Annotated in this window: 13 protein-coding genes and 4 pseudogenes; 10 read left to right on the top strand and 7 right to left on the bottom strand. The window is 58.3% G+C overall.

Annotation, left to right across the window (positions count from 1 at the left end; translation table 11 throughout):
* Positions 1-6: 6 nt before the first annotated feature.
* Positions 7-780: an SDR family oxidoreductase gene (locus tag NCHU2750_RS29465; protein ID WP_119945163.1), complete on the bottom strand. Its 774-nt coding sequence runs from the start codon at positions 778-780 to the stop codon at positions 7-9.
* A gap of 89 nt (positions 781-869) precedes the next feature.
* On the opposite strand from NCHU2750_RS29465, the gene NCHU2750_RS29460 reads away from it, so the two are divergent.
* Both NCHU2750_RS29460 and NCHU2750_RS29455 read left to right on the top strand, forming a co-directional pair.
* Positions 870-1,505 (top strand): TetR/AcrR family transcriptional regulator, encoded by a 636-nt coding sequence (locus NCHU2750_RS29460; RefSeq protein WP_119945162.1) that lies wholly within the window; start codon positions 870-872, stop codon positions 1,503-1,505.
* Positions 1,502-2,020: a 2'-5' RNA ligase family protein gene (locus tag NCHU2750_RS29455; protein ID WP_245480577.1), complete on the top strand. Its 519-nt coding sequence runs from the start codon at positions 1,502-1,504 to the stop codon at positions 2,018-2,020. The genes NCHU2750_RS29460 and NCHU2750_RS29455 overlap by 4 nt, the downstream gene beginning before the upstream one ends.
* A 400-nt stretch (positions 2,021-2,420) precedes the next feature.
* Here the strand turns inward: NCHU2750_RS29455 and NCHU2750_RS30765 are convergent, their stop codons facing one another.
* Positions 2,421-2,564 (bottom strand): hypothetical protein, encoded by a 144-nt coding sequence (locus tag NCHU2750_RS30765; RefSeq protein ID WP_162939854.1) that lies wholly within the window; start codon positions 2,562-2,564, stop codon positions 2,421-2,423.
* A gap of 171 nt (positions 2,565-2,735) precedes the next feature.
* Here NCHU2750_RS30765 and amyA point away from each other — a divergent pair.
* The 3 genes and pseudogenes from amyA (at position 2,736) to NCHU2750_RS29440 (ending at position 7,335) form a co-directional block, all read left to right on the top strand.
* Positions 2,736-4,197, top strand: a pseudogene (gene amyA / locus NCHU2750_RS29450) (alpha-amylase).
* 113 nt (positions 4,198-4,310) lie between these two features.
* A pseudogene (gene malQ / locus NCHU2750_RS29445) lies at positions 4,311-6,185 on the top strand (4-alpha-glucanotransferase); the annotation flags it as partial.
* Positions 6,186-6,642: 457 nt separating this feature from the next.
* On the top strand, positions 6,643-7,335 hold the full coding sequence (locus NCHU2750_RS29440; protein ID WP_119945160.1) for an SDR family NAD(P)-dependent oxidoreductase: 693 nt from the start codon (positions 6,643-6,645) through the stop codon (positions 7,333-7,335).
* A 202-nt stretch (positions 7,336-7,537) separates the two neighbouring features.
* Here the strand turns inward: NCHU2750_RS29440 and NCHU2750_RS29435 are convergent, their stop codons facing one another.
* On the bottom strand, positions 7,538-8,392 hold the full coding sequence (locus NCHU2750_RS29435) for a LysR family transcriptional regulator (RefSeq protein ID WP_119945298.1): 855 nt from the start codon (positions 8,390-8,392) through the stop codon (positions 7,538-7,540).
* Between the two features lie 109 nt (positions 8,393-8,501).
* On the opposite strand from NCHU2750_RS29435, the gene NCHU2750_RS29430 reads away from it, so the two are divergent.
* Together NCHU2750_RS29430 and NCHU2750_RS29425 are read left to right on the top strand one after the other, a co-directional pair.
* Complete coding sequence (locus tag NCHU2750_RS29430; RefSeq protein ID WP_119945159.1) at positions 8,502-8,789, top strand: putative quinol monooxygenase; 288 nt, start codon at positions 8,502-8,504, stop codon at positions 8,787-8,789.
* 10 nt (positions 8,790-8,799) lie between these two features.
* Positions 8,800-9,219, top strand: coding sequence for a cupin domain-containing protein (locus tag NCHU2750_RS29425; protein WP_245480576.1), 420 nt, complete (start codon positions 8,800-8,802; stop codon positions 9,217-9,219).
* 218 nt (positions 9,220-9,437) lie between these two features.
* Here the strand turns inward: NCHU2750_RS29425 and NCHU2750_RS29420 are convergent, their stop codons facing one another.
* Entirely contained in the window at positions 9,438-10,463 is a 1,026-nt protein-coding gene (locus NCHU2750_RS29420; RefSeq protein ID WP_245480575.1) for a sugar phosphate isomerase/epimerase family protein, read from the bottom strand.
* 275 nt (positions 10,464-10,738) lie between these two features.
* Complete coding sequence (locus NCHU2750_RS29415; protein WP_119945157.1) at positions 10,739-11,431, bottom strand: TetR/AcrR family transcriptional regulator; 693 nt, start codon at positions 11,429-11,431, stop codon at positions 10,739-10,741.
* A 133-nt stretch (positions 11,432-11,564) separates the two neighbouring features.
* Between NCHU2750_RS29415 and NCHU2750_RS29410 the strand changes: the two genes are divergently transcribed.
* Entirely contained in the window at positions 11,565-12,275 is a 711-nt protein-coding gene (locus tag NCHU2750_RS29410) for an HlyD family secretion protein (RefSeq protein WP_119945296.1), read from the top strand.
* 88 nt (positions 12,276-12,363) lie between these two features.
* On the opposite strand, the gene NCHU2750_RS29405 is transcribed toward NCHU2750_RS29410, so the two are convergent.
* A protein-coding gene (locus tag NCHU2750_RS29405) for an IS3 family transposase (RefSeq protein WP_119945156.1) occupies positions 12,364-13,466 on the bottom strand; the annotation gives its coding sequence in 2 pieces (ribosomal slippage) (positions 12,364-13,205 and positions 13,205-13,466; 1,104 coding nt in all).
* Positions 13,467-13,564: 98 nt separating this feature from the next.
* Here NCHU2750_RS29405 and NCHU2750_RS29400 point away from each other — a divergent pair.
* Positions 13,565-13,828: pseudogene (locus NCHU2750_RS29400) on the top strand (transposase); the annotation flags it as partial.
* Between the two features lie 238 nt (positions 13,829-14,066).
* On the opposite strand, the gene NCHU2750_RS29395 reads toward NCHU2750_RS29400, so the two are convergent.
* The gene (locus tag NCHU2750_RS29395) at positions 14,067-15,119 is read right to left on the bottom strand and encodes an IS110 family RNA-guided transposase (RefSeq protein ID WP_119945155.1); all 1,053 of its coding nucleotides are present in this window, start codon (positions 15,117-15,119) and stop codon (positions 14,067-14,069) included.
* A 64-nt stretch (positions 15,120-15,183) separates the two neighbouring features.
* On the opposite strand from NCHU2750_RS29395, the pseudogene NCHU2750_RS29390 reads away from it, so the two are divergent.
* Positions 15,184-16,023, top strand: a pseudogene (locus NCHU2750_RS29390) (IS3 family transposase); the annotation flags it as partial.
* Between the last annotated feature and the right edge of the window lie 483 nt (positions 16,024-16,506).

The raw sequence follows: 16,506 nt of genomic DNA, 5'->3' as shown, positions 1-16,506 counted from the left end.
CATCGATCAAATCCGGGCGCCGCCCGTGGCGTCGATGATCTGACCTGTCGTCCAGCGTGCGTCGTTCGATGCCAGAAAAGCGATGACATCGGCAACGTCGTCGGCGCGGCCGACACGTGAGAAGACGGAAAGCGCTTCTGCGCTGGCGCGAGCTTCCGGCGAGGCCAGCCATTCGGCGTTCATATCCGTCTCGGTCACGCCCGGCATGACGGCATTGACTGTGATCCCGCGGGTCGCAAAGTCAGGCGCAAGTGCCAAGGTCAAGGTCTCTAGCGCGCCCTTGGATGCAGCATAGGCAGGATGCGTGGGTGCCGCGATCCGGGTGAACCCCGTCGAAACATTGACGATGCGCCCATTGTCACGGATATGGTCGGCCACGGCCTGGATCAGGAAGAACGGGGCCTTGTAATTGATTGTCATCACCTCGTCGAAGACAGCCTCTGTGGTGTGCTTCAGTGGCACGGCCGGCGCGATCCCGGCATTGTTGACGAGGATATCGAGCCCAGCTGAGCCCGTCTCGGCGCGTGCCGCCTCACTAAATTGCGCGCAGAGATTGTCGGCGGCCTGCTTGCCTTGCCGGAGATCGGCTTGCACAGCCACGGCCTTGACGCCGAGTGCTTCGATATCCCGGGTGGTTGACTGCGCTGCGTCGGGATTGGCGGTGTAATGTACGCCGATTAAGCCAGCGCCCTCCTTTGCGAATGCAAGTGCGACCGCACGGCCGATGCCTCTCGAGCTTCCGGTAATCAGTGCAGTCTTGTCTGCCAGTTTCTGGGACATGCGTCACTCCGTTGCCAATTAAAATAGTGATCCCTATATTATGAGAAGAGAAGCCCATGTCAACAAATAAAATAGGGGTCACTATTTTAATGAATGAACCTGTTCGCAAAAGAGGAAGGCCGCGCGTTCTTGATCGTGACACCGGGCTCGATATCGCGGCGCGCCTGTTCTGGGAGCGTGGCTACGAGGGTACATCGACCGCCGACCTAACCAAGGCCATGGGGATCAATCCGCCGACGCTCTATTCGAATTTCGGGTCGAAGGAGGAGCTTTACCGTCAGGCCCTCGACTTCGGCATCGCGCAGGAAAACAGCTGCCGCGCAGACATCCTGGCATCCGATCTGCCAGCTTACAAAGCCTTGAGCCGGTACCTGTATAGCATTGCCGATGGCGACACCCAGCCCGACAAGCCACGGGGCTGCATGGTCTCGACGGCGGTTCTCCAGCATGCGGAAGAGAATGCGTCCGTTGCCAAAATGACAGCGGCGCTCCGCGAGGCATCGATGCAGATTCTCAAGGCGCGTTTCGACCGCGCGGTCACGGAGGGCGAACTGCCGGCTGGGACCGATACGGACACGCTCGCGCGGTTCTACGGTGCGATCATTCAAGGCATGTCGGCGCAGGCCTGCGACGGCGCCTGCAATGCGCTGCTGAAACGGCTGATCGATGTAGCGCTCACTGCCTGGCCGGGAAACCGCGCGACCGCGAGCGGGAATTTGGCTTGAAGACGCACAAGCCGCTGATCCTCACCGCGAGAATTGCGAAGGAGGATATTGAGCCGTTCGATCGCCTGCGCAAGGCGCATTTTCCGCCGGACAGGAATTTCCTCGGCGCGCATTTGACGATGTTCCACCGGCTGCCGGGCGAATTTCGCGAGCGGATCGGGGAAACGCTTACAGCTGTCGCCGCACAGGCAGGGATGTTCGAGGCCGAGGTCAGCGGACTCCGGCATCTCGGCGCGGGCGTCGCCTATGTCATCACGGCCCCGGCACTGCACCACGTCCCCGCAGCCCTGAAAGCGGAATTCGTCGCGTGGCTTGGCTCGCAAGACATGCAGAAATGGCAGCCGCACATCACCGTCCAGAACAAGGTGGCGCGCATGAAGGCGGATGCGCTTCACCGGGATCTCAGTGATGGCTTTCGTCCGCGCACTATCCGGATCATCGGGCTGGACCTGTGGGACTATCTCGATGGCCCATGGCAGCACGCAGATTTCGCTCCCTTTGACCTCAACTGTTGAACGGGCAAGAATAATCGGGGAGCCCGGGCAATTGTTAGTCAGGCGTCGAAACGGTCGAAGGCCGGCCAGCATGACCTCGTCGGCGACCGCAGGATGATAGGATGTGCCTTAGCCCGGATCAGGAGATTCTTAGTCGATCGTTATTGCGACAGGATGTTGAAGCGAATGAGACGTAGCGTCAAGTAGATACCTGTCGGCCAGGAGCTTATGGTCGCGACACGCTGCATTCAAATTTCGACGATCTCTGTCAGATAGATGTCCGCCCTAGCGCCTTCATGCCATGGTGGTTCCCAGCGTTGTTTATCGGCTTTCGCTGCAGTCGGGCCTGCGTATAATGCACGTCGGTCAATAGCGACCGTCTAGCGCCTGCCTCATCATCTTCTCGTAGTCTGAGAGGTCGTTACGCAGCTTTAGACCCTGTTGGGTCGTAATCTGTACTTTCTGGTAAGTAATGATTGCCGCCTGAAGCGAATTGGACGATCGGCCGAGCCGTTTTCTCGGCGCGTGCTGCTGGATATTCGAAGGCGCTTTCGATGTCTGACATGGCTGCTCTCCGCGATTTTCCGCTCAAACGAAGGACCGACTTTCCGGTTCCGTCGTATCTGGGCGCCGCGCGAAAAAAGTGCGCATTCCACCTTTTACGTGCTGGAACATTCATGCGGTGTACCCGTTCATTTGCCGGTTTGATCGGCACCCAACGGCAACGGGAAATTTCATGGCACCTCACTGGTATTATCCGGATGGCGGAAAGCTCTGGAAGGAGGTGGCGGACCAAGCGCCCAGGCTCTCGGAACTGGGTGTCACGGACGTCTGGCTTCCGCCGGCCTACAAGGGCGCTGCCGGGCCAGCTTCGATAGGCTACGACACCTACGATCTCTTCGATCTCGGCGAGTTCGACCAGAAAGGAAGCATCGCCACGAAATACGGCGACCGGGCCTCGCTGGAGGCCGCCGCCAGGGCGCTGAAGGATAATGGCATCGGCGTCATGCTGGATGTGGTCTTCAATCACAAGATGGGCGGACGAGAAGGAACAGGTCCACGTCCGCCGCGTTGACGAGAACGATCGCAACCAGATCGACGATGAGGCGATCGAGGCGCTGGCCTATACGCGCTTCACCTTCCCCGCCCGCGGCGGGCAGCATTCGCAATTCGTCTGGGACCAGAAATGCTTCAGCGGCGTCGACGTCATCGAGGAGCCGGACGAGAAAGGCGTGTTCCGGCTTGTGAACGAATATGGCGAAGGCGAGTGGAACGAGGAAGTTGACCAGGAGCTTGGCAATTTCGACTACCTGATGGGCGCCGATGTGGAGTTCCGCAATCGTGCCGTCTACGAGGAACTGAAATACTGGGGGCGCTGGGTTGCCGAGCAGATCCCGGTCGACGGCTTCCGGCTCGACGCCGCCAAGCATATTCCCGCCTGGTTCTTCCGTGACTGGGTCGGCCATATGCGCGACAGCGTCAGCCAGGACCTGTTCGTGGTTGCGGAATACTGGCATCCGGACATGGATACGCTCAAATCCTATCTGGATCTCGTCGATCGCCAGCTGACGCTGTTCGATGTCGCCCTCCACCACCGCTTTCATGATGCGTCGAAGCAGGGCAACGCTTTCGACATGCGCACGATCTTCGAGGGGTCATTGGTCTCGATCTATCCCGAGCATGCTGTGACGATCGTTGACAACCACGACACCCAGCCGCTGCAGTCGCTCGAAGCGACCGTCGAGCCCTGGTTCAAGCCGCTTGCCTATGCCTTGATCCTGCTGCGCGAAAACGGCACGCCCTGCATCTTCTACCCCGACCTCTACGGCGCGTCCTATCAGGACGAGAAGGAAGGGCAGACCCATTCGGTAGAGATGCCGGCAATCGGCTGCCTGCCGAAGCTGATGGAGGCAAGAGCCCGCTTTGCCAACGGACCCCAGACCGACATCTTCGATCATCAGAACTGCATCGCCTTTGTCCGCCACGGTACGGTGGAGCAGCCGGGATGCGTCGTGGTCATGTCCAATGGCGACGCGGGCGAGAAACTCGCGGATCTTGGCGCGGGACACGCCGGTAAGACCTATATCGATTTCCTTGGTCATCACGACGCACAGATTGTGGTTGGCGATGATGGCAAGGCGACTTTCCCGACCAACGGCGGCAGCGTCAGCGTCTGGGTCGATAACGAGGTGCTCTGACAGCCGTTGCTCTGCGGTGGGGCGGACCACGAATGTAGGCCGCCTGAGCTGCGCTCGGGAAACGAAAGTCCCGGCCGCCGGTTAGAGAGTGCCGAACCGATTGGACAATCGCCATGACGCAGACGAAAATCGCACCGGACATATCTTCGTCCGTACCTGATCGAGATGTTCTCGACCGGCTGGCCGAGGCGCATGGGATAGATCCGGCTCGTCCAACGCCTGACGGGCCGGCTGTGACAATTTCGCAGGAGACCAAGGCAAAACTTCTGCGTGCTCTAAATGTGGACATTGCCGCAGAACCGACATCATGGCCAGTAGCCTCAAATCCGCGAGCGCCCGGCTCGGAAGAGGCGACCACCTGCTTCGTGCCGGAATTCCTGTCCAGTGAACGGGTGTGGGGCGTCAGTCTTCAGCTTTATGAGCTGCGCTCTGCTAGAAACTGGGGGATAGGCGATTTCGAAGACCTTCGGGTCATGATCGATCTGGTCGCGTCGCTCGGAGGAGATTTCATCGGGTTGAACCCGCTGCACGCGCCCTTTCTTGCCGATGCCGGACGCTGCAGCCCCTATGAGCCGTCCAGCCGGCTGTTCCTCAACCCTCTCTATATCGCGGTCGACAGGCTGCCGGGCTTCCAGGCGGATCCGAACCCGCAGCAGACGATCGCCGCTCTGCGCGACACCGATCTGGTCGCCTACCCAGCGGTCGCGTCCGCCAAGCTCGCAGCCTTGCGTTCGATATGGATGCGGTCGGCGCGTGACAACAGCGGCGACGATGATCTTGCCGCGTTTCAGTCCTTCGTCCGCGACGGTGGAGAGCCGCTTCGACGCCACGCGCTCTTCGAAGCCTTGTCGGCACATATGGTGGAAAGCGGGTACGCGGCTGGCTGGCACGCCTGGCCGGAGGCGTTCCAAGATCCCGGCTCAGCCGTCGTCGTGTCCTTCGCCGCCGAGCATGACGACGACGTTCGATTTCACCTGTGGCTGCAGTGGATCACCCATCGCCAGCTTCAGGAGGCAGCGATTCACGCCCGCGCTGCCGGTCTGCGGATCGGGCTCTATCTCGACCTCGCTGTTGGCGAGGCGCTCGACGGGTCGGCGACATGGAGCGAGCGCGGGGTCTACCTCACGGATGCGACGATCGGCAGTCCGCCAGATCCGTTTGCCCCAAACGGGCAGGACTGGCATCTCGCGGGCTTTCAGCCTTCGCGGATCGCCTCCGGCAAAAACTCGCCATTCCAGCGGATGGTCACGGCGGCGATGCGATATGCCGGCGCGATCAGGATCGACCATGCCGCAGCGATCAGTCGACTGTTTCTTGTTCCGATTGACGGAACGCCGGCCGATGGCGCCTATGTCGGCTATCCGCAGGAAGATTTGATCAGGATTCTCGCAGAAACGTCCGCGAAGTATCGCTGCCTCGTCATCGGCGAAGATCTGGGATTGCTGCCAGATGGCCTCCAGCGCGATCTGACGGCAGCCAGAATTCTCTCCTACCGCATCTTGTCCTACGAGCGCGATGACAAGCGCTTCAAACCCGCCTCCGACTACCCGTTGCTCGCGCTCGCCTGCATCTCGACGCATGACCATCAGACGCTGGCCGGATGGTGGCGCAGCGCCGACATCGCGCTCCGTGCCGAGCATGGCATTGTTTCGCCGGATCTGACGCGACTTCACGAGGCAGCGCGCAAGGCGGAGCGTCAGCAACTAGCCCAGGCGATCGGCGATGCGCGTGCAGACAGCACGGCCGGGGACACTGCAGAGCCTGCCTTGCAAGACCTGACAATACGGGCGCATCGTTTTGTCGCCGGGACACCGAGCGTGCTGATGGCCGTTCGGCTGGCGGATCTGACCGACGAGAAGCAGCCGACGAACGTCCCGGGCACGAGCAGCAGTTACCCCAACTGGCAACCGAAACTCTCCGTCGCGATGGAAAACCTGCCCGAGCTGCCTCTGCTTGCTAATGTAGCCGGTGCGGTCAACGAAGGTCGGCAGGCGAGCGCGTCCGACCGTAAACCTCATCTCGACAATCCCGGCGACCGTGACCATCGCGGAGTTCCCGAGAACAGCGTTTCAGACGACAACAAGACAGACGCCCAGAAGCTCGATGCGATCGTCGAGAAATACGCCGACAAGATACCACGGCCCCTCGGACGCTTCGTCCGTTGGATGCGAAAGCCGGAATTGCGCTGGATCCGCCTGGTCGCAGGCATCCTGTTCGTGCTGTGCGGCTGCGCCGGGTTTCTGCCGATCCTCGGCTTCTGGATGGTGCCGCTCGGTCTGATTATCCTTGCCCAGGACAGCAAATGGCTGCAGCGTCCGACGTTGAAAGCCATCGAATGGCTCGAAAAGAAGTTCGGGAGCTAAGTGACGACGGCGTGGACAGGCGCGAGGCGCCAGAGCCCGCGACAATGGCAGAGGCATGATGCAAACCGGGCCTGGAAATCTCATGCATTCCCTGCCGACCGGCTATCGCGCGGTGGTTCTCGGCGCGAGCGGCGGTATCGGAAATGTATTCACCGAGATCCTGCGGCTCGACGCGCGTTGTGGCGACCTTGTCCCGCTTTCCCGAAGTCGCGATGGGTTCGACATCACCGACGAGGAGAGCGTCGCGTTTCATGCGCGACGTCTTGCCGAAAAGCCTGTCCATCTTCTGCTCTGCGCGACCGGGGTCCTGACATTTGACGGTCATCCTCCTGAAAAGGCGCTGAAGCAGATCGATCCTGATGTCATGCTGGCGCAGTTTCGCGTCAACGCCGTCGGACCTGCGCTGGGCGCAAAGCATTTCCTTCCTCTCCTGGCGCGAGATGAGCGTTCGATCGCAGCCTTCCTATCCGCCAGGGTCGGGTCGATCGCTGACAACCGCCTCGGTGGCTGGGTCTCCTATCGGGCGTCGAAGGCCGCGCTCAATCAGATCGTCAGGACGGCGTCTATCGAGCTGCGCAGGACGAATCCAGACGCCGTCGCGGTCGCCATCCATCCGGGAACGGTAGAAACCACGCTCTCAGCGCCCTATTCGAGGGGCCATATCACGATAGGACCCGAAGTTGCCGCGATGAACATGCTGCAGACGTTGGATGACCTTTCAGCCGATCGCAGCGGCAGCTTCGTGGCATATGACGGTCGAAATATCGTCTGGTAGCTGGCCAGACATCCGTTTGCTCTCGACTGATACACGCGCTTGAGCGGTATCGAACCATCGACACACTCATGAGGTTTTTGTAACTAGCTGCAATTGCAGCAGCCCGATGCGCAAGGCGCAGACGAGCGGCATCAGCTGCTATCATGGAAATGATGGCTTTCAGCCCTCACTGCTCAAGGCCGCCCTCTCTTGTCGGTCGATGTTACATCGCCTCAGCCACGTCCATGAGCAAGCTCGCATTCCTCGATAAATGGCCATCACGCCAGACGAAATGGATTTCCGTGCGGCCTGCATCCCCAAGCGAATGCGCCTTGACCTGATGATGACCGGGAAGCGTCTTGAACACCGAGCGCAGCATCCAGGCCGCTCCCATGCCGGCACTCACACAGGCCAGCATCGTATGATAGGACTCGATTTCGAGGACCGGCATATGCGCTCGGCCGCCGGCGGCCAGCCAGCGATCCATTCGAAAGCGGAACGAGCAATCGTGCCGAAACCCATAGAGCTCGGTGCAGTCGAGTTCTTCAGGACTGGTGACATCAGGATGGCCGATCTCGGTCACGAGCAGCATCTCATCGACAAACGCGACCCGGCTCTGCAGCGATTTCGTCACGATCGGGCCTTCGGTCAACGCGATATCGAGACTGCCGTCGGCGACATGCGCGACGAGATCCTCCGAGGCCTGATGGCGGACTTCAAGCGTGATCCCGCGATGACGCTGTCGCAACCTGCCGATCAGCGCAGGCATATAGTCGACGAGCACGACGTCGAGCGCACCGATGACCAAGGGTCCGCTGATTTCCTCATCACGCATCAGGGCACGGGTACCATCGGCAAGGTCGAGGATGCGCTGGGCATGTTCGAGCAGTTGCCGCCCTGCCGGCGACAGCGACATGCGTTGCCGGTCGCGCAAGAACAGCTCTCGGCCGAGGTCATCCTCGAGCTGTTTGATCCTCACCGTGATCCCCGATGGAACCTTGTTCAGGACTTTGGCGGCGGCGCTGACGGAGCCGGTTTGAGCAACGGCGCAGAAGGCGCGCAATTGAGGGATCTGCATTTCCATCCATTCCGATTTTACGAATGCGATATTCCGATCTTTTCATTTTCCGGAATGGATGGCGAGACCTAAGTCTGGTTGAGAGAAGCCACATTGAAAGGAAATCACGATGCTCGAAGTCATCGCCGTCTTCAAAGCGCTGCCGGGAAAAGAAAGTGCACTGCGCGACGCAACTGTCGCCGTGCTTGAACCGACATTGGCAGAACCGGGCTGCCACCAGTTCGTACTGCACGAAGATCTCGAAAGCCCCGGCACATTCTTCCTGCGCGAGACCTGGGAGGATCAGGCGGCGCTCGATGCCCACTTCGCAACACCGCACCTCCAAGCGCTGGTCGAGCAGCATAAGACGCTACTGGCCGAGCCACTCAAGCTCCACATCGTCAAGGTCTATGGATGAGGAGGCAGACATGCCAGATCAGACCCAATCCCACTATCACGACATCGCGTCGATCGCGGCCAAATTCCCCGACACGGCCGAGACCATCCTGGTCGACACCTATTTGAGTGATGAACCGGAGGCGAGCGCCAGGGTCTTCAAGATCTTCCATCCCCTGCCCGCGCATTTCCATCGAAACTGCGACGAACATCTCTATCTCTATTCTGGAGAGCTGCTTTTCCAAATTGGTGACGATGAACCGCGGGTCCTGACGCCGGGCCAGCTTATCACCTTCAAGCGTGATACCGTTCATGCCATTCTTGAGGTCCGCAAGGAACCAGCGATCTTCGTGTCGTTCGACACGCCACGCCGAGCACCGGATGACGTCACATTCGTTGCTCCGAACCCAGGAGATCGACAGTTCGTGTCGCCACTGTCGGATTACCTCTGACGCGCCGCTTCCGTCGCCGGCACCTTGCCGGCGGCGCCGGGTGAACTACCCTACTTGCATCTCACCGGCGACTGTAAGCAGCTCGACCGGGGAGATCGGTATGCCATCGATCTCCAGTTGGCATAGGCGTGTGGCAAGGTGGCGCGCATGGCCGATCGGTCGGCGGGCGAACCGCTTTGGAGGTCCCATCTTCACATGGTGTGTTGATGGATGGCCTCTCAAAGTCCATGCCATGTTTTCAGCAAAGATGCCATGGCCTTGCCCGCGGCTTGATGAGGCGGTTGTGACTTTAGCTCATCATTAAAAACCTCAAGACCAATGGGACCACCATAATCTATATCTTGAAGATGTCGGACAAGGTCTGTAAGCGGAAAACTCCCATTTCCGGGCAGAAGCCGATTGTGGCGCGCGATCTGGACGATACGGGCCGGGTCAATTTCGCCAGCGTGATCGGAAAGTTGCACGAGGTAAATGCGATCGTCAGGTATGTCCACGACATCATTTATGGTTCGCCCTTTTGAGAATAAGTGGAAGGCATCAATGACCAGACCAAGATTGGATTGGTCGAGCCTCTTCACGAGTTCCCACGCAGCAGGCGTGGTTGAATTTACTGTGCTCCAGGCCATTGCTTCATACGCAATTCTCAAGCCGCGTTGCGCGGCCTCGCTGCAAAGCCACTTCATGTCTTCGTCTATCCTGCCCGGAACACAATCCTTCCGTGTCGACGCTGGTACCAGAATAGTTTTCGCTCCAAGACAAATCGCATCATCGAACATGCGCAGAGCTTCGGTGCGTTTCTCCCCGCGGATCTCATTAGGGGCACCATCGAAATCGAGTAGCACTTGATAATCCGTAAGGCCGACACGAGCCTGCCGTAGCTGCAAACCAAGTCGCTGGGCGCCTTGTGGAAAGGCATCCAGATCCTGCTGCCAAAGCTCGATTTGGTCGAACCCTGCCGCGGACACCGCCTGAATTTTATCATTCGTTGTCCCGCCCAAAAGTACAGTGTTCAGAAATAGCTGATTCAAGTTTGCCCCGTCTCGGTCTATAAAACGGCCTTGTAGACCGGTGGCAGCTCTTTGCTCACGGATGAGAACATCGTCATCACGAAAAGGGTTCAACAATATTATTGCGTGCAGCGAAACGCCGCACCTCGACGCGCGCACTACGTCCAGCCGTCGTGCTGCAGCAGGCATGAGCTGCGATCCAAGTTCATCGGGCTCTATTGTAGAGATTTCGTCCATGGCGGAAGAGTAGCTTTGAGATGATAGCGCTACACCGCAAAATCTGCGACGTGAGCGAGGCACTGGCCGAAGTTAAGCTGGAAAATCGCCTGCTTCAAAAAGCATGACCGCGGTGGGGGCAAGAAAGAATGAGATGACCCGTCATGGAAAAGCTTGAGACTACACGGCTCGTGGACGAACCCAGCTGTCTACCAAGCAAACGCCCGATAGCTTCGGAATGATGACCCCCTCCCCGTCTTCCGTGCGAACATTAGGAGCGGCTGTGGAGAGTGAGGCTATTTCGCGCGATAAGCTTCAAGAATAGCTGTTGTCTGTCGTGTCACCACCGACTTGAGCACTTTGACTCTATCGAGCGTCATTTCCTTCCATCCGACCATGTCCTCGATATGCTCCCTGGCAAGGTGGACGATCAGCAATTGACCATTGATCGTGGTGGCGACGATGTTGACCTCGTCTTCGCTGAGACTGTTTTCGCACACCCTAGCCACGATAGCGGCGCAACACTTTCGGACACGTTGTCCGTGTTCACTCTTGCTTTTCGGAGGCTTTGCGACCGAACTCCCAGGAGAGCGATGCTGTGCGATAAACAGCGCGCGGCGTGACCCGTCAGGCGTCGAAAAAAGGAAATCGGCAAACGCCCCTAGAATGGTGCAGTATGCATCAATGAGTTGGCCGGGATCCACCTCGTTTGAGAGCATATCTTCGGCCCTGCAGACGGCGGGACCAATCGCTTGCCACGCAACTGCATGAATGTCGTCAATGCACGCTTCGTACAAACCTTCCTTGTTTTCGAAATAATATTGCAACGACGGAGGCGGCACGCCGGCAGCGCTGGCGATCTCTCTGGTCGACACGCCTGCGAACCCTTTTTCACCGAACAGCACGATCGCCGTATCGATGATTTTGGCCCTAGTTTCTTCCCCGCGTGGGTAGCCGCTCTCGGCGTTTCGGCGTCTCAAACTCATCATCGCTAGCCCTATTCCTCCGATCTTTTACAATATCGCACGAGATATTCCAATCGGCAGAATTCTTCCAATTGACATAATTCTTCCGGATGCAATAATTTGGGGCATCGGAACTGTTCTCCAGAATGGCATGCTTATGAATGCGCCCGTATCCACTCCGCCAGTCGTAGCGGCAGAAGCCAACGCAGGCTCCAAAAAGCAGCGCACCCGCTATCTACTAATCGCCGTTGGGATCATCGCCCTGTTGGCTGGCGGCTACTATGGATACGACTGGTATGTGCATGGCCGATTTATCGAGAGCACTGACAACGCCTACCTTCGCGCGGACCAGGTCTCGATGGCTCCCGTTGTCTCAGGACAGATCGCAGAGATCTACATCTCCGACAACCAACCCGTCACCGTCGGGCAGCCGCTGGTGAAGATCGATCCGCGCCGCTATGAGATGGCGGTTCGTGAAGCCAGAGCCAACGTCAACGCCCAGGAAGCGGACGTTGCCAAAAGCCAGGCGGACTTGGAGCAACAGGGTTCGGTGATCGCGCAGGCTGAGGCGGATCTCGATAACGCCAGGGAAAACAGCGACCTCGCCCAGAAGGATTTCGATCGCATTTCGCCGCTTGCAACACGCGGGATCGAAAGCGCGCAAAAGAGCGATCAGGCCAAAAGTGCCCTTGAGCAGGCAAAATCGGTAATTCGACTGAAACAGGCCGTCCTTGACGCTGCGCGCCAGCAGATCGCCTCTCTGAGAGCGCAGGTCGAACAAACTCGGGCGGAGCTTATCGCAGCGCGCGAGAGTCTCGGCAAAGCCCAGATCGATCTCGACGATACGGTACTTGACCTGAGACCCTGAACTTCCTCCAGATTTTGGTAGAGTCCGTCGTATCAATGCTCTGGGACCGAACCTTGGATCGCCGGAAGCTGGAGTTTTCCGGCTCTGATCACGATGGCTGGCTGGTTGTGCCACCGGGATTATGCAGGTCAATCGGGACGTTATATCCGATCGCCGAGTGAGGACGTTCCTCGTTGTAGTATCGACGCCAAGTCTCCAACTTTTCGCGCGAATCCGCAAGGGTCAGGAACCAATGGGCGTTCAGGCACTCCGCCCGCAGCTTGCTGTTGAACGCCTCGATGAAGCCGTTGTCGGTCGGCTTGCCCGGCCGCGAGAAGTCCAGGGTGACGTTGTTGGCATAGGCCCACAGGTCGAGATCACGAGAGATGAACTCACTGCCGTTATCCACCCTTATCGTCTTCGGATAGCCGGTCTTCCGGCAGATGCCTTCCAGGGTCTGGACTACGTCTTCGCCTCTGTAGGTGGAGCGTGCGTCGGCTGTAGGGCAGTAGCGCGAATGCGTGTCGACAACGGTGAGTATCCGTAGCTTCTTGCCGGTTGCGAGCTGGTCGTGAACGAAGTCCATCGCCCAGACATCGTTCGGCCCGACGGCCTCCTGACGATCGTCTCTGAGCTTTGCCTTCACCCGGCGCTTCGGATGCTTGTTGCGCAGCTGAAGACCTAACTCGCTGTAAATCCTGCGTGTCTTCTTCATGTTGATCTTCCAGCCATCTCGACGCAGGTGGACATGGACACGCCGGTAGCCATACCGCACACGTGTCTCACAAATCTCCTTGATGCGTCGTTCGAGGGGGGCCTGTCCGGTGCGGCGGGGCTTGTAGTGGTAGGTCGACGTATCGAACCTCAGGACCTTGCAGGCCCGTCGGATCGAGATGCCCCAATCCACCAGCATCCCGTCGATCAGCTTTCGCTGTCGGACAAGCCTCAGAGCTTTCGCCGGATGACGTCCTGCAACATCTCGCGGTCCAGCGTCAGATCAGCGACGATCTTCTTCAGCCGCGAATTCTCGTCTTCCAGAGCTTTCAATCGGCGCATCTCGTCGGGCAGCAGCCCAGCATACTTCTTGCGCCAATTGAAATAAGTCGCCTGGCTGATGCCCGCCTTGCGGCAAATCTCTGCCACCGGCACTCCGTCATCGCCCTGCTTCAGAATGAACGCTTTCTGGGCGTCCGAAAACTTCGATGCCTTCATCACTTCCGCTCCTGTTCCCAGCCGGGAATTTAACGCGGAAAACTCTAGTTATGAACGATCCAGTTTTTGGGGATCAGAGCATCAAGGAGACGGACGGAATGAAGCATTCACGGTTCACGGACGAGCAGATCATCGGGATATTGAAAGAGCAGGAGAGCGGCATGCGGACGGCCGATGTCTGCCGCAAGCACGGGATATCCGAGGCGACGTTCTACAAATACAAGGCGAAGTTCGGCGGCATGGAGGTGTCCGATGCCCGCAAGCTGAAGGCTTTGGAAGACGAGAACGCCAAGCTGAAGAAGCTGCTGGCCGAGACCATGCTGGACAATGCCATTCTGAAAGATGTCGCCTCAAAAAATGTATGGTCCGCCTCGTCCGTGCAAGGGTACGCGACATCATAAATGACGATTCCAGTTGCATAAATGTATCCGGCCTCTCGCGAGTGGGCTGCGGTTGCAGCCAGGCCATGATGAGATCCGCACACGCCGTTCCCAATAAATGGTTCAGGCACGAGGCCCGCTTTTTTGCACAGGACTTACGGCATGCTGATCCACTGTTTCGTCATCACTATTCCCGAGCCTTGCAATCGAGCCAGGAGCGTCAGATGAAGGCAGGGTCCCTGCGTTCGTAGAGCGCTCCAGGCTTTGTCAGGACGACCCAGACAATCCGGGCCATTTTAGCGGCAAGTGCGACGACAGCTTTGTTGGGGTGCATCCGAGCCTGAAGGCCATCCAGCCAGTTCCCCAATCGATCTCGTGTTCGGTCGAGGTGCCGAAAGCAGGATCGCGCTCCATGAACGAGGAGCTTACGAACATAGCGGTTTCCCCGCTTGCTGATGCCGAGAAGCTTCTGCTTTCCTCCGGTCGAGTATTCCCGTGGCACAAGGCCAAGCCACGCGGCCAGATCGCGAGCTTTCTGGAATTGTCGGCCGTTTCCGATGGCGGCAAGGAGCGCAGTTGCCCCCAACGCTCCGATTCCAGGGATCGTCATGAGCCGTCGTGCGACATCCTCGCGATTAGCGACCGCCTCGATCTCGCGTGTGACGTCACCAATGCGCCGTTCCAACTGGCGCAGATCTGCAAACAGGTCTGCAAGCAGCTTACGCATTGCCGACGAGAGATCGTTGGATTGATCTTCGACAGCCTGCGGCAGGTCGACCTTGAATAGGCCCGCGCCTTGGCGCAATGCAATCCCGTATTCGAGACAGAAAGCTCTCATCTGATTGATCAGACGCGTTCTCGTTCCTATCATCTGATCTCGGACCCTGTGTAAAGCCTGAAGGTCGGCTTGTTCCTCGCTCTTAAGTGCAGCAAATCGCATTGTTGGACGTGTGGCAGCTTCAGCGATCGCTTCCGCATCGATGATGTCGCTCTTGTTCGACTTTACGTAGGGCTTCACGAACTGCGCGGGGATCAAGCGCACCTTATGTCCAAGCGCCTGTATCTTCCTAGCAATCCACTGAGATCCTGCACACGATTCCATCCCTACGATCGCCGGCGCCGCGCGCTCGAAGAACTGTAGCAGCGTGTCGCGTCGGAAACGAACCTTCTGGACTGGGACGCCATCGCTTCCGAGACCGACAACGTGAAAGATGTTCTTGCCAATATCAATTCCGTAGACAGCCGCTGGGCGCGGCATATTGCGCTGTGGCATTGCAACCTCCTTCGGTTTGGCCGCCTCATGATGCGGCAGGAGGACGAGGCGGACCATCCCATTAGTGGTGACGCCCGATGTGAAGCGAGACGCTGTGGCTCATGTTTGCAAGCAACATGGGGTGAGCCAGCGTCGGGCGTGTGAGGTTTTGTCCGTTGACCGGTCGAGTGTGCGATATCGTAGCATTCGGCCGGATGACGCTGATATTCGTGAGGCAATGAAGCTGGTGGCGTCCGAGCGCCGCCGTTTCGGCTATCGCCGCATTCACGTCATGCTGGGTCGGCAGGGCATCATCATGAACCTGAAGAAGCTGCGGCGTCTCTATCGCGAAGAGAAGCTGACGGTGCGCAAACGTGGAGGACGCAAGCGGGCTTTGGGGACGAGACGCCCTCTGGCGCTGCCGTCTCGTGCCAACGAGCGCTGGAGCTTGGATTTCGTCAGCGATGCCTTCACAGATGGTCGTCGCTTTCGGGTCCTGGCCGTCGTCGACGACTTCACCCGCGAATGCCTGGCGCTGGTCGCCGACACGTCGCTCTCAGGCAGGCGACTTGCACGGGAACTCGATGCCGTAATCGCCCAACGAGGCAAGCCGCAAACGATTGTCTCCGATAATGGCACGGAGATGACCAGCATGGCCGTTTTGGAATGGTGCCAAAGCACTCACGTCGAATGGCATTATATCGCACCGGGCAAACCGATGCAGAATGGCTTCGTCGAAAGTTTCAACGGCAGCTTCCGTGACGAACGCCTCAACGAAACACTGTTCTCGTCACTGACGCAGGCCAGAGCCGAAATCACAGCATGGAAGGAAGACTATAATCGAAACAGACCGCACTCTTCATTGGGCAATATCACACCCAGTGAATTCGCAGTGAAAACCGCTATGGAAAAACAGGCCGCATAGGGCCAGATTGAAAACCCAAGACTCTCCTGAAAACTGGAGGGACGATGGGGCTCAGGTCATTGGATGAAAAAGACAAAGGAAGACGCGGGTGGCGACCAGTCCTTAAGCAAAGGCTTTACCCGGCCTTTTTGGATCTCGTCATCCATCCATTCTTTGACCCACACAATTATACCAAGGCTATCGAGCGGTGGCGACCGGCGAAAACTCTTCGCGAGGCCCTGAATTCGTCTAAGGCGGGAGCATCCTTTTCCTCTTCGACGCGAACGACAATCCCTTCTCGACGGTACTTTCCACTGTAATGGCGTGCACTATACTCCGATGACGAGTGGTGCGATTACGCAAGATACAGGAGGACACCGTTGCCAGACCATTCGTTTCCAGAGTTTGCTTTACCCTCTCTTGGCCTGTTCAGTTGGAGCCTCTTTGACAACAGACTTGTTGCAGATGAAAATTACGCAGCCATCTATGGCCTTGACCCTGGTA

This window comes from Neorhizobium sp. NCHU2750 (assembly GCF_003597675.1).
GTDB lineage: Bacteria > Pseudomonadota > Alphaproteobacteria > Rhizobiales > Rhizobiaceae > Neorhizobium.
Note: the sequence above shows the minus strand (reverse complement) of the source record. Positions and strands in the feature narration are given on the sequence as shown.